Source organism: Rothia sp. P5764, assembly GCF_048512965.1.
Taxonomy (GTDB): Bacteria; Actinomycetota; Actinomycetes; order Actinomycetales; family Micrococcaceae; genus Rothia.
The window spans coordinates 1-20,614 of record NZ_JBLXXQ010000002.1; the positions used below are offsets into that span (position 1 = coordinate 1).

21 protein-coding genes and 1 other RNA gene are annotated in these 20,614 nt (G+C 55.0%); 17 read left to right on the top strand and 5 right to left on the bottom strand.

Annotated elements, in window-relative coordinates:
- Positions 1-101 precede the first annotated feature (101 nt).
- The 12 genes from ACN08Y_RS03685 to ACN08Y_RS03740 all read left to right on the top strand — a co-directional run bounded on the left by ACN08Y_RS03685 (position 102) and on the right by ACN08Y_RS03740 (position 11,087).
- On the top strand, positions 102-491 hold the full coding sequence (locus tag ACN08Y_RS03685; protein WP_419100522.1) for a TadE/TadG family type IV pilus assembly protein: 390 nt from the start codon (positions 102-104) through the stop codon (positions 489-491).
- Positions 492-504: 13 nt separating this feature from the next.
- Positions 505-963: a hypothetical protein gene (locus ACN08Y_RS03690; protein WP_419111873.1), complete on the top strand. Its 459-nt coding sequence runs from the start codon at positions 505-507 to the stop codon at positions 961-963.
- Positions 960-1,520 carry a pilus assembly protein TadG-related protein gene (locus tag ACN08Y_RS03695; protein ID WP_419111874.1) on the top strand — a complete coding sequence of 187 codons (561 nt, stop codon included), beginning with the start codon at positions 960-962 and terminating at the stop codon, positions 1,518-1,520. The genes ACN08Y_RS03690 and ACN08Y_RS03695 overlap by 4 nt, the downstream gene beginning before the upstream one ends.
- A gap of 238 nt (positions 1,521-1,758) precedes the next feature.
- On the top strand, positions 1,759-2,274 hold the full coding sequence (locus tag ACN08Y_RS03700; protein WP_419111875.1) for an RDD family protein: 516 nt from the start codon (positions 1,759-1,761) through the stop codon (positions 2,272-2,274).
- 312 nt (positions 2,275-2,586) lie between these two features.
- A complete protein-coding gene (gene prfB, locus ACN08Y_RS03705; RefSeq protein ID WP_419111876.1) occupies positions 2,587-3,711 on the top strand; it encodes a peptide chain release factor 2 in 1,125 nt (374 codons plus the stop codon).
- A 3-nt stretch (positions 3,712-3,714) separates the two neighbouring features.
- Positions 3,715-4,206 (top strand): SsrA-binding protein SmpB, encoded by a 492-nt coding sequence (gene smpB, locus ACN08Y_RS03710; protein ID WP_419100518.1) that lies wholly within the window; start codon positions 3,715-3,717, stop codon positions 4,204-4,206.
- A gap of 24 nt (positions 4,207-4,230) precedes the next feature.
- Positions 4,231-4,926 (top strand): DUF4190 domain-containing protein, encoded by a 696-nt coding sequence (locus ACN08Y_RS03715; protein WP_419104292.1) that lies wholly within the window; start codon positions 4,231-4,233, stop codon positions 4,924-4,926.
- Positions 4,927-5,067: 141 nt separating this feature from the next.
- Positions 5,068-5,443, top strand: a transfer-messenger RNA (tmRNA) gene (gene ssrA, locus ACN08Y_RS03720).
- A gap of 258 nt (positions 5,444-5,701) precedes the next feature.
- Entirely contained in the window at positions 5,702-6,235 is a 534-nt protein-coding gene (locus tag ACN08Y_RS03725) for a hypothetical protein (RefSeq protein WP_419111877.1), read from the top strand.
- 163 nt (positions 6,236-6,398) lie between these two features.
- Positions 6,399-9,185, top strand: coding sequence for a GNAT family N-acetyltransferase (locus ACN08Y_RS03730; RefSeq protein ID WP_419111878.1), 2,787 nt, complete (start codon positions 6,399-6,401; stop codon positions 9,183-9,185).
- A 95-nt stretch (positions 9,186-9,280) separates the two neighbouring features.
- Complete coding sequence (locus tag ACN08Y_RS03735) at positions 9,281-9,862, top strand: DUF5998 family protein (RefSeq protein ID WP_419104343.1); 582 nt, start codon at positions 9,281-9,283, stop codon at positions 9,860-9,862.
- A 1-nt stretch (position 9,863) separates the two neighbouring features.
- Positions 9,864-11,087 carry an alkaline phosphatase family protein gene (locus tag ACN08Y_RS03740; RefSeq protein ID WP_419111879.1) on the top strand — a complete coding sequence of 408 codons (1,224 nt, stop codon included), beginning with the start codon at positions 9,864-9,866 and terminating at the stop codon, positions 11,085-11,087.
- 76 nt (positions 11,088-11,163) lie between these two features.
- Here ACN08Y_RS03740 and ACN08Y_RS03745 read toward each other — a convergent pair whose 3' ends face one another.
- Both ACN08Y_RS03745 and sepH read right to left on the bottom strand, forming a co-directional pair.
- Positions 11,164-12,180 carry a hypothetical protein gene (locus tag ACN08Y_RS03745; RefSeq protein ID WP_419111880.1) on the bottom strand — a complete coding sequence of 339 codons (1,017 nt, stop codon included), beginning with the start codon at positions 12,178-12,180 and terminating at the stop codon, positions 11,164-11,166.
- Between the two features lie 240 nt (positions 12,181-12,420).
- A complete protein-coding gene (sepH, locus tag ACN08Y_RS03750; protein ID WP_419111881.1) occupies positions 12,421-13,707 on the bottom strand; it encodes a septation protein SepH in 1,287 nt (428 codons plus the stop codon).
- A gap of 420 nt (positions 13,708-14,127) precedes the next feature.
- On the opposite strand from sepH, the gene ACN08Y_RS03755 reads away from it, so the two are divergent.
- Complete coding sequence (locus tag ACN08Y_RS03755) at positions 14,128-14,427, top strand: DUF4193 domain-containing protein (RefSeq protein ID WP_419100511.1); 300 nt, start codon at positions 14,128-14,130, stop codon at positions 14,425-14,427.
- Between the two features lie 122 nt (positions 14,428-14,549).
- On the opposite strand, the gene ACN08Y_RS03760 is transcribed toward ACN08Y_RS03755, so the two are convergent.
- Positions 14,550-15,026, bottom strand: coding sequence for a DUF3093 domain-containing protein (locus ACN08Y_RS03760; protein ID WP_419104298.1), 477 nt, complete (start codon positions 15,024-15,026; stop codon positions 14,550-14,552).
- A 202-nt stretch (positions 15,027-15,228) separates the two neighbouring features.
- Here ACN08Y_RS03760 and dut point away from each other — a divergent pair, with 202 nt between their 5' ends.
- Genes dut through ACN08Y_RS03775 form a run of 3 tightly spaced genes read left to right on the top strand, consistent with a single transcriptional unit; the run spans position 15,229 to position 17,025 of the window.
- Positions 15,229-15,672, top strand: coding sequence for a dUTP diphosphatase (gene dut, locus ACN08Y_RS03765; RefSeq protein WP_419100509.1), 444 nt, complete (start codon positions 15,229-15,231; stop codon positions 15,670-15,672).
- Between the two features lie 31 nt (positions 15,673-15,703).
- The gene (locus ACN08Y_RS03770; RefSeq protein ID WP_419100508.1) at positions 15,704-16,501 is read left to right on the top strand and encodes a DUF3710 domain-containing protein; all 798 of its coding nucleotides are present in this window, start codon (positions 15,704-15,706) and stop codon (positions 16,499-16,501) included.
- Positions 16,502-16,506: 5 nt separating this feature from the next.
- Positions 16,507-17,025 carry an asparaginase gene (locus ACN08Y_RS03775; protein ID WP_419111882.1) on the top strand — a complete coding sequence of 173 codons (519 nt, stop codon included), beginning with the start codon at positions 16,507-16,509 and terminating at the stop codon, positions 17,023-17,025.
- A 70-nt stretch (positions 17,026-17,095) separates the two neighbouring features.
- Here ACN08Y_RS03775 and ACN08Y_RS03780 read toward each other — a convergent pair whose 3' ends face one another.
- Positions 17,096-17,749 (bottom strand): potassium channel family protein, encoded by a 654-nt coding sequence (locus ACN08Y_RS03780; RefSeq protein ID WP_419100506.1) that lies wholly within the window; start codon positions 17,747-17,749, stop codon positions 17,096-17,098.
- Positions 17,740-18,432 (bottom strand): potassium channel family protein, encoded by a 693-nt coding sequence (locus ACN08Y_RS03785; RefSeq protein WP_419100505.1) that lies wholly within the window; start codon positions 18,430-18,432, stop codon positions 17,740-17,742. The genes ACN08Y_RS03780 and ACN08Y_RS03785 overlap by 10 nt, the downstream gene beginning before the upstream one ends.
- Positions 18,433-18,645: 213 nt before the next feature.
- On the opposite strand from ACN08Y_RS03785, the gene ACN08Y_RS03790 reads away from it, so the two are divergent.
- On the top strand, positions 18,646-20,577 hold the full coding sequence (locus ACN08Y_RS03790; protein ID WP_419104300.1) for an APC family permease: 1,932 nt from the start codon (positions 18,646-18,648) through the stop codon (positions 20,575-20,577).
- The last annotated feature ends 37 nt before the right edge of the window (positions 20,578-20,614 follow it).

Here is a 20,614-nt window from a genome sequence, read left to right on the forward strand (position 1 = left end):
CGCAATTTTAGTTGCAGCTATCCTGGTCGTCGCTCAGGATGCCTTGATCAGCATGTTTAATAATGCTATGGCCATGATGAATCGCTAAGGCCGCGCCTACCATGCCATCACTAGCTCGAGAGAAGGAAAGAGGGAACGCCCCTGCTGAATTCGTGATGGTTTCAGCTATGGTGCTCATGCTCTTTTTGGGTGTTCTGCAAATAGCTTTTGCAATGTTTACCAAAAACGTGGTGCAGGACGCGGCCTCTCAGGGCGCACGGTATGGTGCCATGCTAGACCGCACCCCAGGTGATGGCGAAGAAAGAACTCGCGAGCTTCTCTATAGCGTTTTACCGGAGAGCTATTCCACAAGCGTGACTAGCTCTGTGACCCAGTGGCAGGGGGCAGAGGCTGTAGAAATCAGAGTTGCTGCGCCAATTCCTGTGATTGGACCTTTCGGTTTGGGCGGGACATGGGAGGTGACCGGACATGCTGTTCTTCAGGGTGACTGAATGTAGGCGCCGTGTGGAGCGAAGGTTAGGCCTGCTAAGAGAGGGCTGTTGTGCTTCTGGAACTGAGCGCTCCCATGAAGCCGGCAATGCACTGATCGAGTTCATCATGCTCGGTGCCCTGCTCATGGTTCCTACTGTGTATTTTCTACTGTCTGTTTTTGCCATGCAGTCAGCAGCTTTTGCGGCCTCTAATGCCAGCGCCCAAGCACTTCAGGTCATTCAGCAACTGCCTCCTGACCAAAGAAGTCAGGGCACCGCTAGCTCAGTTGCCGTCATGGCAGCAAGTGACTTTGGGCTGGACGGTAACCACATCACTACTAGGCTGGGCTGCGAAAACACCTGTGCGCAGGGCGAACGAGTCACGGTTGATGTTACGGTTCAAGTTGATCTGCCCTTGATTCCTTGGGCAGGGGCACCGACTATGGCTAATATGACCTCTCGGGCCATTAGCTGGGGAGGAAACTACTCATGATCGCTCTGCGCACTGTCAAAGTCTTGACCAGGGCAGCTTTCTGCTCAGGTAAGACCGGGGGCTTAGAAGAGGTGCATAGGGCACTAGCTCAGTATTTTCCATTTGTCAGATGCACCAAATCGGAATCTGAGCGGGGGAGTGTTCTCATCTTTATCGTGGGTTTATGCTTGGTGCTGCTCCTGGTGGCCTCAACTGTGGTGGGGGTAAGTTCTGTCTATTTGGAGCGGCATAGACTTCAGTCTTTGGCAGATCAGGCTGCAACGTCGGCGGCTCAGAGGGTTGAAGGGATCTCTGCGGCCTCGGAATCCGAGGCGCTTATCCACCTTAACAGCGCTACTGTCACCAGCACTACTCAGACCTTCCTCACCGAGAGCGGAGCGGCCGGTGATTTTTCTAATCTGGCGCTGAGCCCCGGTACCGGTGTATCGGGTAACAACACAGCTGTGGTGGTTCTCTCCGCAAGTGCCCACCCACCCTTGCTCTCCATTGTTGTACCCGACGGAGTGAATATAACGGTAACTGGTAAAGCGCGGGCAAGAGCTACCCAAGGGCAATAATCTATGAGGACTACTCATAAGGTATACCGGGCTTATGCTCTTTCTTGACCCTCTCCTCTGGTACGCTGGTGCTCACAAGGCACACCAGTCCTAAGCCAGCAACTTGGCTGTGTGACTGTCTGACCTACCCTGATGAATAAGCACCAATAAGTAGTAGACCGGGAGATAAATACCATCTGACCCCGCCGGCAGATATGCAGGATAAATTCATTCTCATATCATGTCTTAGAGAGAGATTATGGTTAAGGAAAATAATCCAATCCCATACAAGCTCAGGCTCAAGGAACTATTTTTCGACTATTTATTGATAGTTACTTACCTAGCCTTACTGTTGGCTGTGGCAATGACAGGCTACCTGCTGGTGTCTGGGGGCTTGCCCAGTAGGGGAGAGCTTGCATCTCAAGTCATCGCCTTTTTGAGCTCGGTTCTCCCGCTGATCCTCATTTTTTCCTACCTTGACTATTCCTCAGCTGGCAGCTGTGGTAAGCGAAAAGTCGGATTAAAGCTGGTTTACTGTAAAAAATCATTCAAGGCCAGTCTTATAAGGAACAGCGTGAAATTTCTACCCTGGCAAGTTGCCCATATGGGCATAATTCACGGAACATATTCAGAATTTGATGCTTTGTCAATCATCCTCATGGAGGCCAGCATAATTGGGGCGGCGGTGCTGTTCTTTATGGCCCTGTTCAGAAAAGATAAACGGCATCTGGGAGATTTTCTGGCAAAAACACAAGTTCAAATGGGCGTTGAATAAGCTTTGGCTCACCCTACCTAACAGCAGATAAATTCTAGGAACAGTGATCAAGTTCGGGGGCGGTATGACAGTCAGCTGGGGTTGTGACTTTTGGTATAAGCCTCGTACTACTGAGCCAAAGCAAGGGCAAAGAACCAAAAGCCTAGTTGAACACCCAGACTGGTTAAGGCAATGGAAAAGGAGCCGGAAGGTTCAGAGTAGCTGATAAGAGGTAGCAGCTGATAGGTTTTAGGTTCTGAGAAAGCTAGCCTTTTGCTACAAACTAGCCCCAAACCAAGCACCCGTTCAGGGTTTCCGATATTGTTAATAGCCATGGCTACTTTAGACTTCTCTGCCCAGATCAAAACCTTGCGCTCAACATACGCCTCCATCGAAGAGGTCAGCGATGTTGAGCACTTGCGTGCAAGCATCGCAGAACTCTCCCAAGCCGCCGGCGCACCCGAACTCTGGGACAACCCAGAAAGCGCCCAAAAAATCACCTCAGCCCTATCCCACAAACAGGCCGAACTCGATAAACTCATCAACCTCAAACAAGCCATTGACGACCTAGAAATCATGGTCGGCCTAGGCCAAGACGAAGAAGACGCCGAAGTCCTGGCCGAAGCCGAAACAGAGCTGCGCGCCATTGAAAAGAAGCTCAAAGAGCTCGAAGTTATCACCCTGCTATCGGGGGAGTACGACCAGCGCGAAGCCGTTATTACAATCCGCGCAGGAGCTGGCGGAGTTGATGCCGCAGACTTCGCTGAAATGCTCATGCGCATGTACCTGCGCTGGGCGGAGAAGAACGGCTTTGAAACAGCAATCATGGATACCTCCTACGCTGAAGAAGCCGGCCTGAAATCAGCGACCTTTGAGGTCAAAGCTCCCTACGCTTTTGGGCGGCTATCGGTTGAGGCAGGAACCCACCGACTGGTTCGTATCTCGCCCTTTAATAGCCAGGGCAAGCGTATGACTTCCTTTGCCGCCGTTGAGGTTATCCCGCTGATTGTCCAGACCGACCACATCGACATCCCTGACTCTGAAATCAAGGTTGATGTGTTCCGGTCATCGGGCCCAGGCGGCCAATCGGTGAACACCACAGACTCGGCTGTGCGCCTGACACACATTCCCACCGGAATCGTGGTCTCCATGCAGAATGAAAAATCACAGCTCCAAAACAGAGCCGCGGCTCTACGGGTGCTGCAGTCCCGCTTGCTCCTGCTCCGCAAAGAGCAAGAAGACGCCCAGAAAAAAGAAATGGCAGGGGATGTGAAAGCAAGCTGGGGCGACCAGATGCGCTCCTATGTGCTCAACCCCTACCAGATGGTCAAAGACCTCCGCACCAGCTACGAAGAAGGCAACCCCAGCGCTGTTTTTGATGGTGCCTTAGACGGTTTTATCGATGCCGGAGTGCGCTGGCGCGCCGGGCAACGACAGACACGAAAGAACGAAGAGTAAGACGTGGCAAAAAAGAAAAAAGTAACCAAAGAAGACCCCAATAACCATACCGTTGCCTCCAACCGCCGGGCCCGCCATAACTACAACATCGTAGAAACTTGGGAAGCTGGCCTAGTGCTCATGGGCACCGAGGTTAAATCTCTACGCGATGGCGGCGCATCAATCACCGACGGCTTTTGCCAGATGTACGGTGATGAGCTGTGGCTTGAAGGCATCCATATTGCCGAGTACGGGCGGGGCTCTTGGACCAATCACGCAGCCCGCCGCCGCCGCAAGCTCCTGCTTCACCGCAGCGAGATTAACAAGATTGCCCAAAAATTGCGCGAGAGCGGCTATACCGTGGTACCCCTCAAACTCTATTTCAGCAAGGGGCGGGCTAAAGTAGAAATAGCTCTAGCCACCGGTAAGCGCGACTACGACAAGCGCCAGGCTCTCAAGGAACGCCAGGATAACCTGGAAGCCCAGCGGGCTATGCGCTATAAAAACCTCGGCTAAAGAAAACATATTGGAGAGAACACCATGACAACCGGAAACAACAACAATTACAACCCCTACGGCCAGTACGGCAACAGCCAAGGCACCAACGGAGCTGACGCTGAACTCAATCAGCAAGCTACCAGCCAGCCCGCAACTGACTATGGTCAGCAAGCCAGCGGGGGGCAAACCTCCTCAGATAGTTATGGCCAAGCTCAGGCCAATGCACAGGGGGACACCGGCTACGGATCTTCCCAGCCCCAGTACGGTAATACCTCGGCAGCCAACCAGCAGCAGCCCAATTATTCTGCTCCGGGGTATGGCTATTCACAGTACCCTGCCGGTGGCTATCCTACGTACGCTGCTGCTGAGACCAACAAGCCAAAAGGGCTAGCTATCGCCTCTATGGTGCTGGGTATCATCGGCTTTATCTCAGGGTGGGCAGTAATCGGTGGCATTTTTGCTTTGGTGGCTATTGTCTTGGGTATTGTGGCCTTGGTCAAAACCAAGACCGGGGGTGGAGGAAAAGGGTTTGCAATTACCGGTATTGTTACCGGAGCCCTAGGTCTTCTCATCTCTATTCTCATGCTTATTCTTTTTGGATGGATGTTCGCTGCCATCGGACCAGCTATGGAGAATTGCTCGCAGTACACAGATAATGAGACCCAGCTAGAGCAATGCCTCAATGAACAGCTGGGTCTTGAATTCGACTATTCTAGCGGTGAATATCAGAACTCCTAGCATCTATCGAACCTTTACAGCCAGGTAATACCAGTGATAGTATGAGGACCCTGAGATTGGTGGCCTGTCATCGCTCATATGGGCTGCGGCCCGAGCGAAGAGCGGGAACATCAAACTTAGGGTTCTTTGATAAAAGAATATGGGGATGATCGGTTTCGACGATGTGAGTTGAGATGGATGAAGCGTGCCGAGGACGCAGGGTTATCTCGTAAACGCCCTCTGCAAAAAAATAAGTGCAGAATCTAAGCGCACTGACTTCGCACTCGCTGCCTAATTAACCCAGCGATGCAGTCTGGTAGCCTGAGCCTGCCTTTAGCTCAGCCCCTACCATCAGTTTAAAAGGCCACTGCTGGTAACTCTCTTCGTAGGGGTTGCCGGGACTTTTATACGAATAGGTTAGGCCTTGTAAGTGTTTGCGCAAGCAAGGTAGCCGAAAACACCGATTTCACAAACTGCGCACGGAGAAGACCCGTTGACGCCACATCGGACCGGGGTTCGATTCCCCGCATCTCCACCATTTGTACTACAAGCAAAAAAGTTTGGGTACAGCTGAAGCCCTTGAGCTAGGTTTTATGCTGACAAGCATTTGCCTAGCTTGAGGGCTTTTCTGCCCTGTGCTAGCGCCCGGTGCTAGATTTTTACCTTCATTTCTAAACTGTCATGATAGCCAGGGTCTCAGCCTAGCTGGCCGCTACAAAAGACCGCTGTTATAAACTGCAGAGCTGATAAGCTAAGTATGCCGGTATAACCAACCCGCGAAAGCGAGAAGCAAGCTGTGACTACTCAGAACCCTGCACCGAACTTGCCCCCTCAGCCGGGAGCAGTAGGGAACCTTCCTCCACAGGTACCGCTTGTGCCCGCTTTCGATATTGTGACCCCCGGCGAACCCCAAGAGTTTTTGGTACCACCCCAATTCCGCAAGCCCTACGGTGCTCTCGTCCGGGACAAGAGAGGCAAAGGCTACTACCTTGCGGTGATGTCTTTTTCTGCTGCCGTTACCAGCTATCTGGTTGTTTTCCTTGCCGGGATCCTGGCTCTTGCTGCCCTGATTCCGGCTGTGGGCGCTATCGTCCTGGGGATCCAGGCCCTGCGGTCTAAATCCCGCTCACCCCAGACGCAGTTAGCGGGCCAGACCTCCGGTTTTGCATGGGGCGGTATCGCCCTGGGTGCTCTTTGCCTGCCACTTACCGTGGGCATGTTCCTGCTTAATTCCTGGTTCCTGAGCTCAGCTGAGGCCGCTAACTGTGAATACCTCTACCGAGGCGACGAAGCAGCTATCCAGCGTTGTATAGAAGCTAACACCTATTAGAGGTTAAGCCATCTTGACAAGGGCCTGCGCGGTCCATTGCCCCAGGGGCGCTAGGGAAAAGATTTGAGCCTGTGTGATAGAACTCATTCGGGTTAGTATAGGAGATAAGCTGGCCCTATGACAGCGGGGCTAGAAGCTGACATGTACCCACCAGGAGCGCCCCATGACTACCAGCAGTGGCTTTACCCCTCTTGACCCTGAGCACCCTACCACCGATGAGATCCCCTTCATCTACCCGGCACACTGGGAAGCGGATGTGGTGTTGCGGGACGGTGCCACAGCTAACCTCCGGCCCGTGCTACCCACAGACCGTGCTGCCCTTGAGAAGATGTACGCAGGGCAGTCTGAGCGTACCATCTACCTTCGCTTCTTTACCCATAAGCCCAAACTCAGCGACAAAGAACTTACCCGCTTCACCACGGTAGATCACAATAACCGGGTCGCTTTTGTGATGATGCTGGGCGAGGAGATGATAGGTATCGGGCGGTACGACCGCACCAACGACCCAGCTGAGGCTGAAGTTGCCTTTATGATTTCCGATGCTCACCAAGGCCGGGGGATCGGGTCAATCCTCTTGGAACACCTGGCCGCTGCGGCTCACGAACGCGGGATTGATAGGTTCAGCGCGGAGGTCTTGCCGCAAAACCGTAAGATGCTTAACGTCTTTACGGATGCTGGTTACGAGATTACTCGCGAGTTTGAAGATGGCCTGGTCATGGTTCACTTCAATATTGACCCCACAGACCGTTCACGAGGTGTCATGGAAGCCCGTGAACACCGTGCAGAAGCCAAATCCATTGCTGAGCTTTTAGCACCCCAAGTTCTTGCTGTTGTGGGTTCTGCCGATAACTGGGAAAGAACCGGGCACAAAGTTCTTAAGACGCTGGTCAAAGGGGGCTTCAAGGGCAAAATTTACGGGGTCAACGAAGCCGCACACCCCGCCGGAGATATCCCTGTTCTGGAGAGTATCACCCAGGTACCTGAGCACGTGGACCTAGCCATTATTGCTGTGCCCATCAAAGATGTTCCGGCCGTAGTTGAGGCCTGTGGCCAGGCAGGAGCCAGGGGCGTTCTCATCTACACTACTGGCTATGCAGATGATGGCGTGCGTGGCCGTGCCCGCCAAAAAGCCCTGGTCAAACTGGCTAGGAGCCACGGGATGCGGGTTATTGGGCCTGCTTCATTTGGTCTGCTCAACAACAACCCCGCTGTTCAGCTAGATGCCACTATCAGTTCACAAGACCCTGGCCCGGGGAGCCTGGGGCTCTTTAGCCAGTCCTCAGCTATCGGTGCCGTTCTTTCTAACTCCGCAGTGCGGCGTAACATCGGTGTCTCGTCACTGATTTCTGCAGGCAACCGGGCAGATGTTTCTGGCAATGACATTATGCAGTACTGGGAAGATGACGACGCCACCGGCGTATGTGCGCTCTACCTTGAATCCATTGGCAACCCCCGAAAGTTCTCGCGTATTGCCCGAAGGCTCTCACGGGCCAAGCCGGTTGTGCTCGCCAAAAATGCGGTAACCGGCCAGCAACTGCCGCCCGGTCACTCCGGACGCACCGCCATAACACCACCCTCCGCCTTGGACTCTATGTTCAAGCAGGCCGGTGTTATCCGCGCTGAAACCATTGAGCGGGCGCTCGACGTCACCCAGATTCTGGTCTCTCAGCCTTTACCTGCTGGCAGGCGGCTAGCTATTCTTTCGAATGCCTCAGCCCTGGGGCAGATTGTCGCTGACCGGGCCGAAGAGCTGCGTATCGAGGTTACTCTCACCGAAACTATGCTCAGGCTAACCGATGAGGCAGAGGATGGCCTTGAGATTTTGGAGGCCGTGGCAACCAGCGCCCTTGAATCTGCTGAGGTTGATGCTGTCATCGGCGTGTTTATTACGGGTGAATCAATTGACCCGCAGGACGTGGCGAGAGTACTTCATCGGGCAGGTCAGCAGAGCGGTAAACCTATCCTGGCTTCTTTCCCTGGAGCACTGAGCGATCAATCGACGCTACGCGGTATTTGGAGTGAAACAGACCACAGCCAAGAGCAAGAGTCCGAAGGGGAGGGTGGCGCCTGCCTGCAGGAAGGGCTTGCCTGCTTTGAATCACCGGGTGAATCAATTCTGGCGCTCGGTGCGGTTATGGATTATGTGGAATGGCGAGATAAAGAAACCGGTGCTCTGGCGGTGCCCGAAGGTATCAGCCCCAAAGCCGCCGCCGCAGATATTGCCACCCACCTACAAGCTGAAGCTGGGGCAGGCAGCTCCGGACCGGTAACACTTGATGACCTTGCTGTTACCCGTTTACTCGGGCACTACGGGATTAGCGTTCTTCCGGAATACCGCTTTGATACCCCAGAGCAAGCAATTGCTGCTGCGGCCCAAGCCGGCGGCTACCCCGTAGTCCTCAAAACAACCGATAGCTTCCTGCGCCACCGGATTGACCTGGGAGGGGTAAGACTCGGCATAGAAAGCGACGAAGACCTGGTAAGCGAAATCGCCCAGATGCACAGAACACTTGAACCCTACGGACATTTTGACCTAGCCCTCCAAAAGCAGGTACCCGCAGGCCAAACTGCCGTCCTCAAAGCTGTGGAAGACCCGCTGATTGGCCCGGTTGTTTCTTTTGGTATGGCTGGTGATGCCACCGCCCTTCTCGATGACTGGGCCCACCGTATCCCGCCTTTGACCGAGCGGGACGTCTACAAGATGGTTCGATCGCCCAAAGCCGCCAGTAAGCTATTTGACCCCGAGAACAGGCACACCGCGAGAACCGACTTGCTAGAGGACCTATGCGCACGGGTAGCGCTACTCAAAGACAACCACCCAGAAATTGCGCACCTTGAACTCAACCCAATTCTGCTGTCACCCGATACGATGACGGTAGTGGGTGCCAGCATACAGCTTGCCCAGTCTGCCCAGCGTACCGACTCAGTACGGCGTGCCATGAGTAGCTAAAAACGGTCAGCCCTCCGACGACTGTATAGCTGGCATACCCTAGAATAGGGGGAGCAGGAACTAGGCTCACTGGAATAAGGACCACCGTGAATGATATGAGGGGTGCAACCGCGCTCACCCAAGATATTCAGAAGGCAGGGTTTTACCCCGAGCTTGTACTCGATACTGTTTCTGAAGCACTTGACGGACTAGAACCTACCGCCCACCTGGTGCAGGTGGAAACCCACTTCGATCAGAACGAAGTCCACCGGCATATTACGGTCTTAGTGGTTGCGGGGGAGCACCTACTTGTTGCGCATCTTGATGATCAAAACCTCGATGATGAGGGGCAACAGGTACTCGCCCACGTTTCGGTTGAGACCCTTCACATCAGCAAACTGACCACCTTGACGGTCAGCTACAGCTACCCCCAGCCCCAAGACTATGCACCTGGGCACCCTGTCTCGGAGGTATCACTCTTAATTGCATGGACGGGGTCGCACAGGCTGGATATCCAACCCGCCGAATGCGCCGAGCCGAGCTGCGACGCTAACCACGGCTACACAGGTTTAGTGCCTCGAGAAGATATGCTCATCCGCATCAGCACTTCAGCAGATGGGGCAGAAGCCACCGAAAAGGCTCGGCGCTTCGCGCGTACCCTGCGTTCAGCCCACCTGAACCTGGGAAGGGGGCGCTAAGGTGAAAGATTTTTGCGGCTATGAGTTACCCCCCACACCGGGCTACAAAAGCCACAACGTGGGCGACCTCTTCGAATCATGCGGCAGCCTCACAGGCCAGGGCTCCTTGCAACCTGATGACCACCCCCTCTACGGTCCGGGACGTCATGACTTATTGGGCCTTGCTGACCGCCTCAAAGCTGCAGGGGCAGACCCAAACCGTTACCGGAGCGTCTGCCTGGTTATGGTTGATGGGTTGGGGCAATCCCTGCTGAACCGGTATGGTTCTTACGCTCCCTTCCTTAAAAGTGCTAGGCAACTTGGGCCTCTTCACTCAGCGGTTCCCTCAACAACGGTGGCTTCGCTGACCAGCTTAGGCACCGCATGCCCACCTGGCTACCACGGTATGGCAGGCTATGAGGTCAAGAACCCCGCAAGCGGAAGGGTGATGAACCAGCTTTCTGGCTGGGATAAAGCTGTTTCACCCCGCGACTGGCAACCCTACCCCACAGTTTTTGAGCGCTACCAGAACCACCTTGACGTTGCTACGGTATCACTCAGCAAATACGCCGGATCGGGCCTGAGCGAGGCGGGGCTACGCGGTGGGCGCTTTGTGCATGCCGCCGGTTACGCGGCCCGCACCACCCTAGCGGCAAGCCTGCTGAACTCTCGCAAGCCGTCCTTGGTCTACCTCTACTGGGGAGAAATAGACCAGGCCGGTCACAAATACGGTACAGACTCTACCCAATGGCTTGAACAGCTTGAAGAGCTGAATCTAGCACTCAAATCCTTAGCCCGCCGCCTGCCACCCCACGTCCTGCTCTTACTCACAGCAGATCACGGCATGGTTGATATAGCACCAGAAGCGCGCATCGATTACTCGGGGGACAGCCAGCTCCTTGAGAATATTGAACTGACGGCGGGGGAGCCTCGCATGGTTCAGCTCTATCTCAAAGATAAGAGCCCAGCTGCAATCCAAGATACACTCGGGCGTTGGGGGGAATCTTGGGGAGAAAAAGCCTGGGTGGTTGAGACAGAAGAGATGTTCCAAGCCGGTTACTTTGGTGAGACTATCAGCGACACCGCGCGGGCACGTATTGGGGATATTGTGGTAGCAGCCCGGGAGCCCATTGCTCTCTACGATATGCGGCACTATAAGCCACACGCCCTGCAGATGGTAGGGCAACACGGGTCACTTACAGCAGAGGAAACACAGGTGCCTCTGCTTATGCTCCCCACCGGCTAAAGCTCCTACCAGAGCACAGTAAAGCCCCGTCCACCCCTAGCGAGAGGACGGGGCTTAATTCTTTTGGCTTTACACACTAAGGACTAGCAATCACAGTAGGTTCTTCCAAAGACGCCGCTGCAGTGGGGGCTTCAATAGGTGCGGTGGAGGGAGGCGGTAGCGGTGTCTCATCAATGACCTTGCCAGCGTCTGGGCCCGGCACCGTGGTCTCGATGGGGCGTTTGGGCTCATCGATAGGCGAAGCGTCGGCCGGAGGAGTAATCTCCGCTGGATTACTGGGGGACTCAGTAGGCTCTAAGGTAGCCTCTTCCGCCTCGGTGGGATCTGGCTCAAGCGTAACAGGGGGTTCAGGCGCGGTCTCCTGCACTGTAGCCTCGGCTACAGGCTCGGTGGTTGCGTACTGGACGGTACCGGGAGGGACAGCGTTTTCCTGAGCTTGCTGCTCAGTGACGGTTGGTTCCTGAGTATTAAAACTGGGGGTCGGTGCCGGGTAAGTACTGGTAGGAGTTGCGGGTGCCGAGGTCGTGGGGCTGTCACCGCTGGGAGCAACCGAGGTGCCTGAAGCCGGCTGCGAGCTGCTACCCTGGCCTGGCAACAGCAAAGCAAAAGCAAGGACCGCGGCGGCAGCGGTGAGAACCGCAGAACCTACAAAGAAAACCTTGGAACCAAGCTTTCGCTGAGCGGGCTCCTGAATCAGAGGGCCCACCGGGGCTAAACGGTCCCGCTCGGCGGCAAAGGCAAGCTTCTGCTGTTCCTTCTCAGCCTGCTCAAGGGCCGCTGCGCGCTCAGCAGAGCGGTCAGCACGGCGCTCGCGCCGGGTTAGCTTCTCGAACTCATCACCGTTCTTCATGAGGCCGAGGGCCAGTGAGTCGTCTTCAATATCAATTTCTGTACGCTGTGAGCCGCTGTCGGCCGTGACGTATTCGTAGCCATTGGCTAGGGTTAAGACATCAGTAGCGTCACCCGATGCAGCTGGCGGCTCAGAATCAAGACTCGGGGTAGTCTCACCAGGGTTTTCAACCTTGGGCAGAGGTTCGGTGATGCTATCGGGCTCACCGGCAGTGCTGGAATCTTTAGGATATGAGTTAGGCAAATTTTCCTCATCAAATATTTATGCCCCACCGAGCGCCTAAGTTGGGGTATGGGTGGCGTCGGGCGAACTCTGGGTACGGGTGTCTGTATAAGTCTACGTTGTCTTACGGGTTTTTGGGGCAGTGGCGCTTGTAACCCTTCACGAGCCATGCCGGGGTGGGAAACTATAAGTCAGCACAAAAAAGTCCTTGTGCCCTGATATTTAGGGCACAAGGACCATGCAAGATAAGGGTGACCTGGGCTAGCGGCGCTGGTTACCGAAGATAATGTCATCCCAGCTTGGAACGCTGGTCCTCTTACCGCGTGCAGGCTTAGCCTTAGGGCCAGAATCTGCATCGCTTTCATCGCTTGATTGCTCCGAACCTTCAGGGAGCGCCTGAGGGTCATCGCTTACTGCCTGAGAAGCATGGTCGGTATCTTCTGAATCAGCATTAGATTGGTGCTCGGAGGTAGCGCTCAGATCCGCCTCAGCCGATTGTTCTTCAGCAGCTGTATCCTGCTCCAAAGCTTCAAGATTCTCCTGCCCGTTTTCTTCTGGGGCACCGTTTTGAGGCTCAGCCACAGACTCATCTGCTATAGAAACTGCAGTGTGGTCTTTAGGTACCTTAGTTTCAGCGGCTTCCTGGGCATCGGGGGCAGGCAGGTCATGGAGCTCACCTACCGACTGAGAACCGCGTCGGGCTCGTTCCAACAAGTCTGCCAGCTTGCGCTCACTGGCTGGGTCAAAGGAACGGACACCACGGCGCGACGATAGCTCGTCAAGGAGCTCGTTCTGCTCCTTGTTCTGGGGCACACGAACAGGGGTGACCTTAGGAGGTGCTACCTGAACACCCAAACCGGGAGCCTTCTTCTCGTCTTCCTGAGCTGTAGTAGCGTCCGGTGCCTGAGGTGAAGAAGGGGTGAGTCCGGGAATGGGGGAGTCGTGCGAGTGGTCACGGCCCATGAGGAAGTAAGCGGCCTCGTTGGAGGCATAGATACTCTGGTTAGCAGGGTTAAAGTTCCAGCGTGCCGGGAACATAACGGCCCTCGGAAGCTCAGACAAAATATCATCGCTGAGTGAAATATCGAGGGAGACAGTCCACTGACCTGATTCCTGCTGCCAGGTGGACCAATCCATGGGTGCTTCTTCAAAGCCAAAGCGTGCCGAGACTTCTTCAATGTGCTGGTTAAGGCTCTGAGCGTTCTTGCCCTGGCCCGGAGCCGGCGAAATCATGACAGAGCGGGCTGTATGAATGATATTGGCACGTTCAGCCACAATAGGCCACTCGTAACGACGAACCCTGTTAGGTTCCCATCCTGATTCTGCGGCGATTTCTTCGACCGTTGCACCCTGGCGGAAACGGGTCTGAATCTCTCGGGGTCCGAAGGTGCCCTTGCTGCCCCCTCGGAGGGGATTAATACGGCGGGCGCGGGCAATGCTCTGGCGTAGGTTCTGATCAATAGGCAACAGATAGGTTGTGCCATCTGCTGATTCGAGGACCAGATTTTCTCCATCGTCGTGGATGCCAGTTAGGCGCAGTTCGGGCACTACACGGTCTCCTTTATGGGCAACTGGCGTTACCAGAGGGGTAACGCGCTTCTTCAATCTTTACACTTACTTGAAAGATTACCGTCTCAAGCTGTGCTTGAGGCAGAAAGTGGCCTTTCATGGGGCGGAAGATTGAAAAAACAGCCATATCTCAGGATTATTCTCTTAATCTCAAGCACAACTTGAGATGCCCTGAATGATGCGCCTGGCGCTTCTAGCCAGTTTGTGACTCGCTGGGCCAGAACATGAACGTTCTACTTGCAATCTGAGAACTAATGGTGAACAATTCTACCCGTCACCTCATCAACTCTGAGGGCCTATGGGATTTGCCTAGACCGGCGCTAACGGAGTGACCTAACGAGGTGCAGGTACCTCACCGACCCTGGGGTATCTACCCTTCGCACAGTTTACGGAGAAAATATGGCAACCGATTACGATGCACCTCGCAAGCAGGATGAAGACAGCAAAGATCAGTCTTTTGAGGAATTGCGATCACGCCCCTCAGAAATGCAGTCAGGCGCTGTTGATGAGGATGAGAACGCAGCAGCCGAAAGTTTTGAGCTCCCCGGCGCTGACCTCTCTAACGAGGAACTGAACGTGGTAGTTCTGCCCGCGCAGGAGGACGAGTTCACCTGCGGCTCCTGCTTCCTGGTGCGTCACCGTTCGCAGATTGCCCGCGAAGAGGGCGATTTCAAGTTCTGCATCGAATGCGAGAGCTAACCCTTAGCCTAAGAACGAGTAGCTAAAGAGCCGAATGCGCTGATTGCATCCGGCTCTTTCTGTATCTATTGACCTAGAAAGGTTAGTGCCTTGTATAACCCCAGACAAGCGCAGCTGAGCGCTTATGAGGCGTCTTGGTCAGCGGCTAGGCCCTGGTTCAGGATTTCTGCAATTTTTTCGGGGTGACGGCTTGAGGCGATCCAGTAGGGGGTGGGGTCAGCAGGATCGGTAATTTCCACCCGGATGACGGAAGTAATCCAGCCCCTGAAGCACATGTAGGCGCGGCCATCAAGCGCAGGCCCAGTGGCAACTCGCGCGTCTTCACCTCTGAAAGCCTCAGCGCGTCCTACAAATTCGCGTTCAATACGGGCACGGCCAAAGCGAACAGCCGACTCAGTAATTTCTAGAGTTGGCGAGGTCCCATAGAGTAGGGCACCTACCGACAGGGCAACAATGATACCCGCTACAATACCGGCGGCGATATTGATGGGAGCGCCCACCAGGAAGGAAGCAAGGCCAGCTCCTAGGCATCCCAGCCAGAGACCTACCCCGGGAGCAAGACGTTCTTTATAAAGCACGGTAGCGGGGCTAGCAGACATGGTTTCCTTTGCTAAATATTCGGTGGGGAGTCACCTATCCTGATGAATAAGTGCCGTTCACAAGTCTACGAGATAGAAGAGGAACTTGGGCTGATGTGCCTTTTTCAACCTGAAACCGGTCAAACCAATTTCTTGGTCAGTTAAGTCCTTGATCTCTGGGGAGAATCACTTTTAGCTCTATGCCGGGTACAGTATAGGGGTGATGAATCAGATACATGTTGAAATCAAGATGCTCGATGAAGGGCTTGAGCCTCCAGCCTATGCGCAGCCGGGAGATGCCGGAGCAGACCTGCGTTCGCGCATTGACCTGACCCTTGCCCCTGGGGAACGCGCCCTGGTCCCTACCGGTGTGGCTATCGCCCTGCCCGAGGGATATGTAGGGCTAGTGCACCCCCGCTCAGGGCTGGCTGCTAAGCACGGAATCACCATTGTGAATGCGCCCGGCACAGTCGATTCAGGGTACCGGGGTGAGCTGATGGTAAGCCTGCTCAACACCGACCGTGAGAAGAGCTTTGCGGTTAAGCGTGGTGACCGTATTGCCCAGCTGGTCATCCAGCGTTTTGAGACAGCCATCTTCAGCCTGGTTGATGAGCTTGATGAAACTGAACGCGGTTCTTCGGGCTTTGGCTCAACCGGCGTACAGTAGTTATCAGTAAAACTTTTACCCAGGAGAGTCAATGTTTGGTTTTGGCAAGAAAAAGCAGGAAGAGGTCGCGAGGGCAGATGCCGAGAAGGTAGAAGAGCCTGAGAACCCTTCACCCGAGCAGGAGGCTGCACTCGACGAGTCAGCTGACAAGGCTACCGGCCCGACGAGTGACGATACCCCTGTTGTTTTTAGCCGTGAGGACGGCCCCTGGGATATCTCCGAAAAGTCTACTGGCCATCAGTACATTGACTTAGGTGGCCTGTTCATCAAGAGCAACCCCGGTTTGAACCTGCGACTTGAAGCAGATACAAAATCTCAGCAGGTGATCGCGGTGACCCTGCAGATGGGCGAAGGCTCACTCCAGGTCCAGGCATTCGCTGCCCCCAAGAGTCGCGGTATTTGGGAGGATATCCGTCATGAGCTCTCCGAGAGTGTTCGGCAACAGGGCGGCCAGGTAGAATTTTCCGACGGTGCTTTTGGGCGTCAGCTCATCACACGTGTACCTGCCGAACTGCCCGACGGTCGCAAGGGCTTTAGAATTGCCCGCTTTGTAGGCATCGATGGCCCCCGCTGGTTTGTTCGCGGTGTTTTCTCAGGCAAGGCTGTACTTCCTGGGCAGGACGCTAGCGCGCTTGAAGAAGTGCTCCGGAATATTGTTGTTAACCGTGGCTCCAAACCCATGGCTCCCCGCGACCTGCTCCCCATGCGCGTTCCCCAGAATATTCAGGAAGCCGCAGCCCAACAGCAGGCGGCTGCCCATGAAGGGGACTCATCTAAGCCTTCATTGGAAGTTCCCCGCCGCGGCCCTGAAATCACCGAGATCGGTTAAGCACTGTGAGCGAGACTGAACACCAGGGCACGGTGACCCGTCTTGAAGACTACCCGGAGCGGTTCAGAGCACGCGTTGCTGGCCGGGTAGAACTCGTTCGCATATCCCATGCCGGGATGAGCCCCCGGTTTGAGGTGACGCTAGGCGTTGAACGTTCTAAGCCGCTTCCTCCGGCAAAAACACACCCTATGACGGGTATGCCCATTGCAGAAACCGGTGAAGACCTGGATGACACTGCCGATGTCAGCACCACAGAGGATACCCCAACCGGTGAGATTTCGGTGCTGGATGCCGAAACAGGCTTTACTAGTCGTTTTAGTGTGACTAAGGCTGTTTCACGTGTCCTTTTTCCTGATTTTCCGCCGCTGAAACCGGGGGTGAGGCTGACCCTGATTTGGCTGGGCCAGCACCAGGTCCCGGGTATCGAAGCGGGCGGCTATCTGCGGGTCTCCGGCATGCTTAGCACCAGAGAAGATACACCCACCATGTATAACCCTCGCTACGAGATTGTGCCCAACATGTAGGGCAAGTCCCCAAGCCAAAGGCCCCCGCTCTGACAGAGAACGGGGACCTTACTGGTAAGAGAAACTGCCTCTAGCTGAAGAGGGCGCGGATGTCGTCCTCACCGGCAGGGGTGGTCACAAAGAAGAGCTCATCACCTGCTTCTAGGACATCATCGCCGCTGGGCGCTATGGGGGAACCATCGCGGAGAATAGCGGTCAGGGTGGCTTCGTAGGGCCACTGCACGTTGTTAACGGTGTGCCCGATAATGGGATGATTGGCAGGTACGGTGTATTCGACCAGGGTGGCACTGCCTGATTTGAGGGTCAGCAGGCGAATCACGTCACCAACCTCTACGGCCTCTTCTACTAGGGCGGTCATCAGACGCGGGGTGGATACCGCAACATCCACACCCCAGGAATCGTCAAAAAGCCACTCATTCTTGGGGTTATTGACGCGGGCTACGGTACGGGGAACCCCGAATTCACTGCGAACAAGTAGGGAAACTACCAGGTTAGTTTTATCGTCGCCAGAAGCCGCGACCACTACGTCGGCGTTCTCTGGCTTGGCCTGACGCAAAACCGATAGCTCACAGGCATCACCGATAACCCAGTGGGCGTGCTGAATATCGCTCCGGCTAATGGCCTCGGGCTTAATATCGATAACAGTAACCGAGTGCCCGTGCGAAAGAAGTTCTCGGGCGCTCGATGAACCTACGGAACCTGCACCAATAACTATTACTTCCACTGCAGATCACCTTCGCTGTCTTGGGCAGGGGGCTCGCTTAAGATCCTCACGATATCGTTGATGTCTTCGGTGCGCATCATAGCGTGCAGAGTGTCACCCTGCTGGTAGGAGCTTTCTGGGGTGGGAAGCATACCCTCCCCAAAGCGGGTAATGTAGGCCATTCGCACGCCAGCTGCTTGTTCAATCTCGGTAATGGCATGACCAGCCCAGGCCTCGTGGAGCTGGAGCTCACCCAGCATGAGGCGGCCTGAGGCTTCACGGAAGTCACCAGCCATAGCCTGCTCCGGCAAGATACGGCGGAGCACCTGATCAGTGGACCACCGAACAGCTGCCACCGTGGGAACACCTAGACGCTGATAAAACTCTGCACGGTTGGGGTCATAGATGCGGGCAACAACGTGCCGAACGCCGAAGGTCTCACGAGCCACACGCGAGGCAATGATATTGGAGTTATCTCCAGAGGACACAGCCGCAAAAGCGTAGGCATGTTCAATTCCAGCTCGCTTGAGGGTTTCTCGATCAAAGCCGACACCGGTAACTTTCTTGCCCGCAAAATCTTTGCGCAGGCGGCGGAAAGAGCGGTCGTCTTGGTCGATAACAGCCACCGAGTGACCGGCGTCTTCCAAAGTATGGGCTAGCATGACTCCAACACGCCCCGCGCCCATAATTACAAAATGGGGCACACCGCACCTCATCACATCGTATAGGGAACACAAACTGGCTCCGCCACATGCCGAAGCCTCACCCTAGTCTACGCCCCTCAGAGCACCGAACCCATGGGCTAAGGGCTGTTCGCGGGCAATCGAGCTACTGTGTGCACAGAAAATGTGGTGTGTACGGCTGTTCTTTGAGGCGCCAAACGACTACGGTTACTACCTGTGAAGAATATTCGGAGTGTGTTCAGCCACCTAGTGCTTGGTGCGCCCGTCACCAGTAGACACGCAAAAAAAGGCAATCTGCCTAAGCGCCGTGCCCTGCCGCTCTTTGGTGCAGATGGGCTGTCGTCTGTTGCTTACGCACCCGATGAAATCTTGCTCACTCTGCTCATTGCCGGTCACGGTGCCCTCGTCTACTCACCCTTTGTGGGACTGGGAATTGCTCTGATCCTCCTGATCGTGGTGGGAACCTACCGGTACAACATCAATAGGGTAGGGGAGAAAGGCGACTTTGCCCTGGTTCACCAGAATTTGGGAACTGGTGCGGCAATGCTTCTGGGCGCGGCCCTCATGGTGGACTTTATCCTCACGGTCGCGGTATCTCTCTCATCGGCAGCCCAATACCTCGAGTCCATCACCCCCGCAATTCTGGGGCACCAAAGGCTCATTGCCTGCTCACTCATTGCGCTAGTAACCCTTCTGTGCTTGCGCGGGCTTAAATTTATGCTGGGAATCTCGCACCTCCCCTCCTATTTCTTCTTGATTCTTCTGACCGGCCTTATTGCTTGCGGCATAATTGCCGATAGCTCAGGTGACTTAGGCCTAGCTTCCTCAGCCTCCTACCGGCTAGTTAGCGATAAGGACGCAATGAACACTCTTACGACCCAAACCGGTATGGGGCTACTGCTGCTCCGGGCTTTTGCCTCCGGCTCTGTGGCTCTTACCGGTGTTAACACCATCAGCAACGCGGTGAACGCTTTTGCACCGCCACGCCAGCGCAATGCCGCAACCAGCTTGATGATTGTCGGTGGGCTTTCAGCGGTCTCTCTGCTGGGGGTGCTCTATCTAGCCCAAAAAACAGGTGTAGTTTTTGCGATTGACCCCAACCTCCTGATAATTGACGGTCAACCAGCAGGGGACGATTTCCACCAGGTCCCTGTTCTGCTCCAGATTACCCAAGCAATTTTTGCCCACCAGCTGGCAAGCGTCCTGATGGGTATTGCAACGGTAGGGGTATTGATTGTGGCCGCTATGACAGCCTTTACCGGCTTCCCCATGCTGGCAACAACTATCGCAGCCAAACAGTACCTACCGGTGCAACTTTCAGCTCGCAGTTCCAGCTCGCTTTACGCCAACGGTGTGCTTGCCCTAGGCCTTAGCGCTATGTTCCTGGTAGCGGTGGTCGGGCCCGATGTCCACACGCTTGTACAGATGTACATCGTAGGTGTCTTTACTGCCATGACACTGACCCAGTACGCTGTGCTACGGAACAGGTGGAAAGCCCAACGTATCACCCTGGACCGTAAAAAACGACAGCATATCTGGCGGGATATAGCTATCACAGCAATTGGCGCTAGCGCATCTGTCATCGTTCTTACCGTCATTATCCTGACTAAATTCACGCACGGAGCCTGGGTTACCACCCTTCTCATACTTTTCTTGACTTGGACTATGAGCAAAATCAACAAACACTACACGCGTATCGACCAGCAGCTAGACCTGGACGGTAACCTCCAAGAACTAGCGCGTGACTGCGCCCTACCATCCCGCGTCCACGCCCTGGTGTATGTTGAGCGGGTACGCAAGCCCGTTTTGCGGGCTCTGGCCTATGCACGGGCCTCGCGCCCGTCGTCTGTTGAAGCCCTGCTCGTCAATGTTGATGAGGCCCGAACCCGCGAAAACATCGATACCTGGAACGCTCTGCAACTACCGGTGAACCTGACCGTTCTTGATTCGCCCTACCGCGATCCCGTAGCAAGTGTGCTCGACTACATCCATCATCGGAGGCAAAAATCACCCCGCGATGTTGTGGTGATTTACCTGCCTGAATATGTGGTGGCACACCGCTGGCAAAGGTTCCTGCACCGCCGAACAGCTCACAAACTCAGGGGGCGGCTACGCCATGAGCCCGGAGTAGTGGTAGCGTCAGTCCCATGGCAACTCGAACAATAAATGACTGAGCCTGCCTTCCCCTTTTCTGGCTTACTGG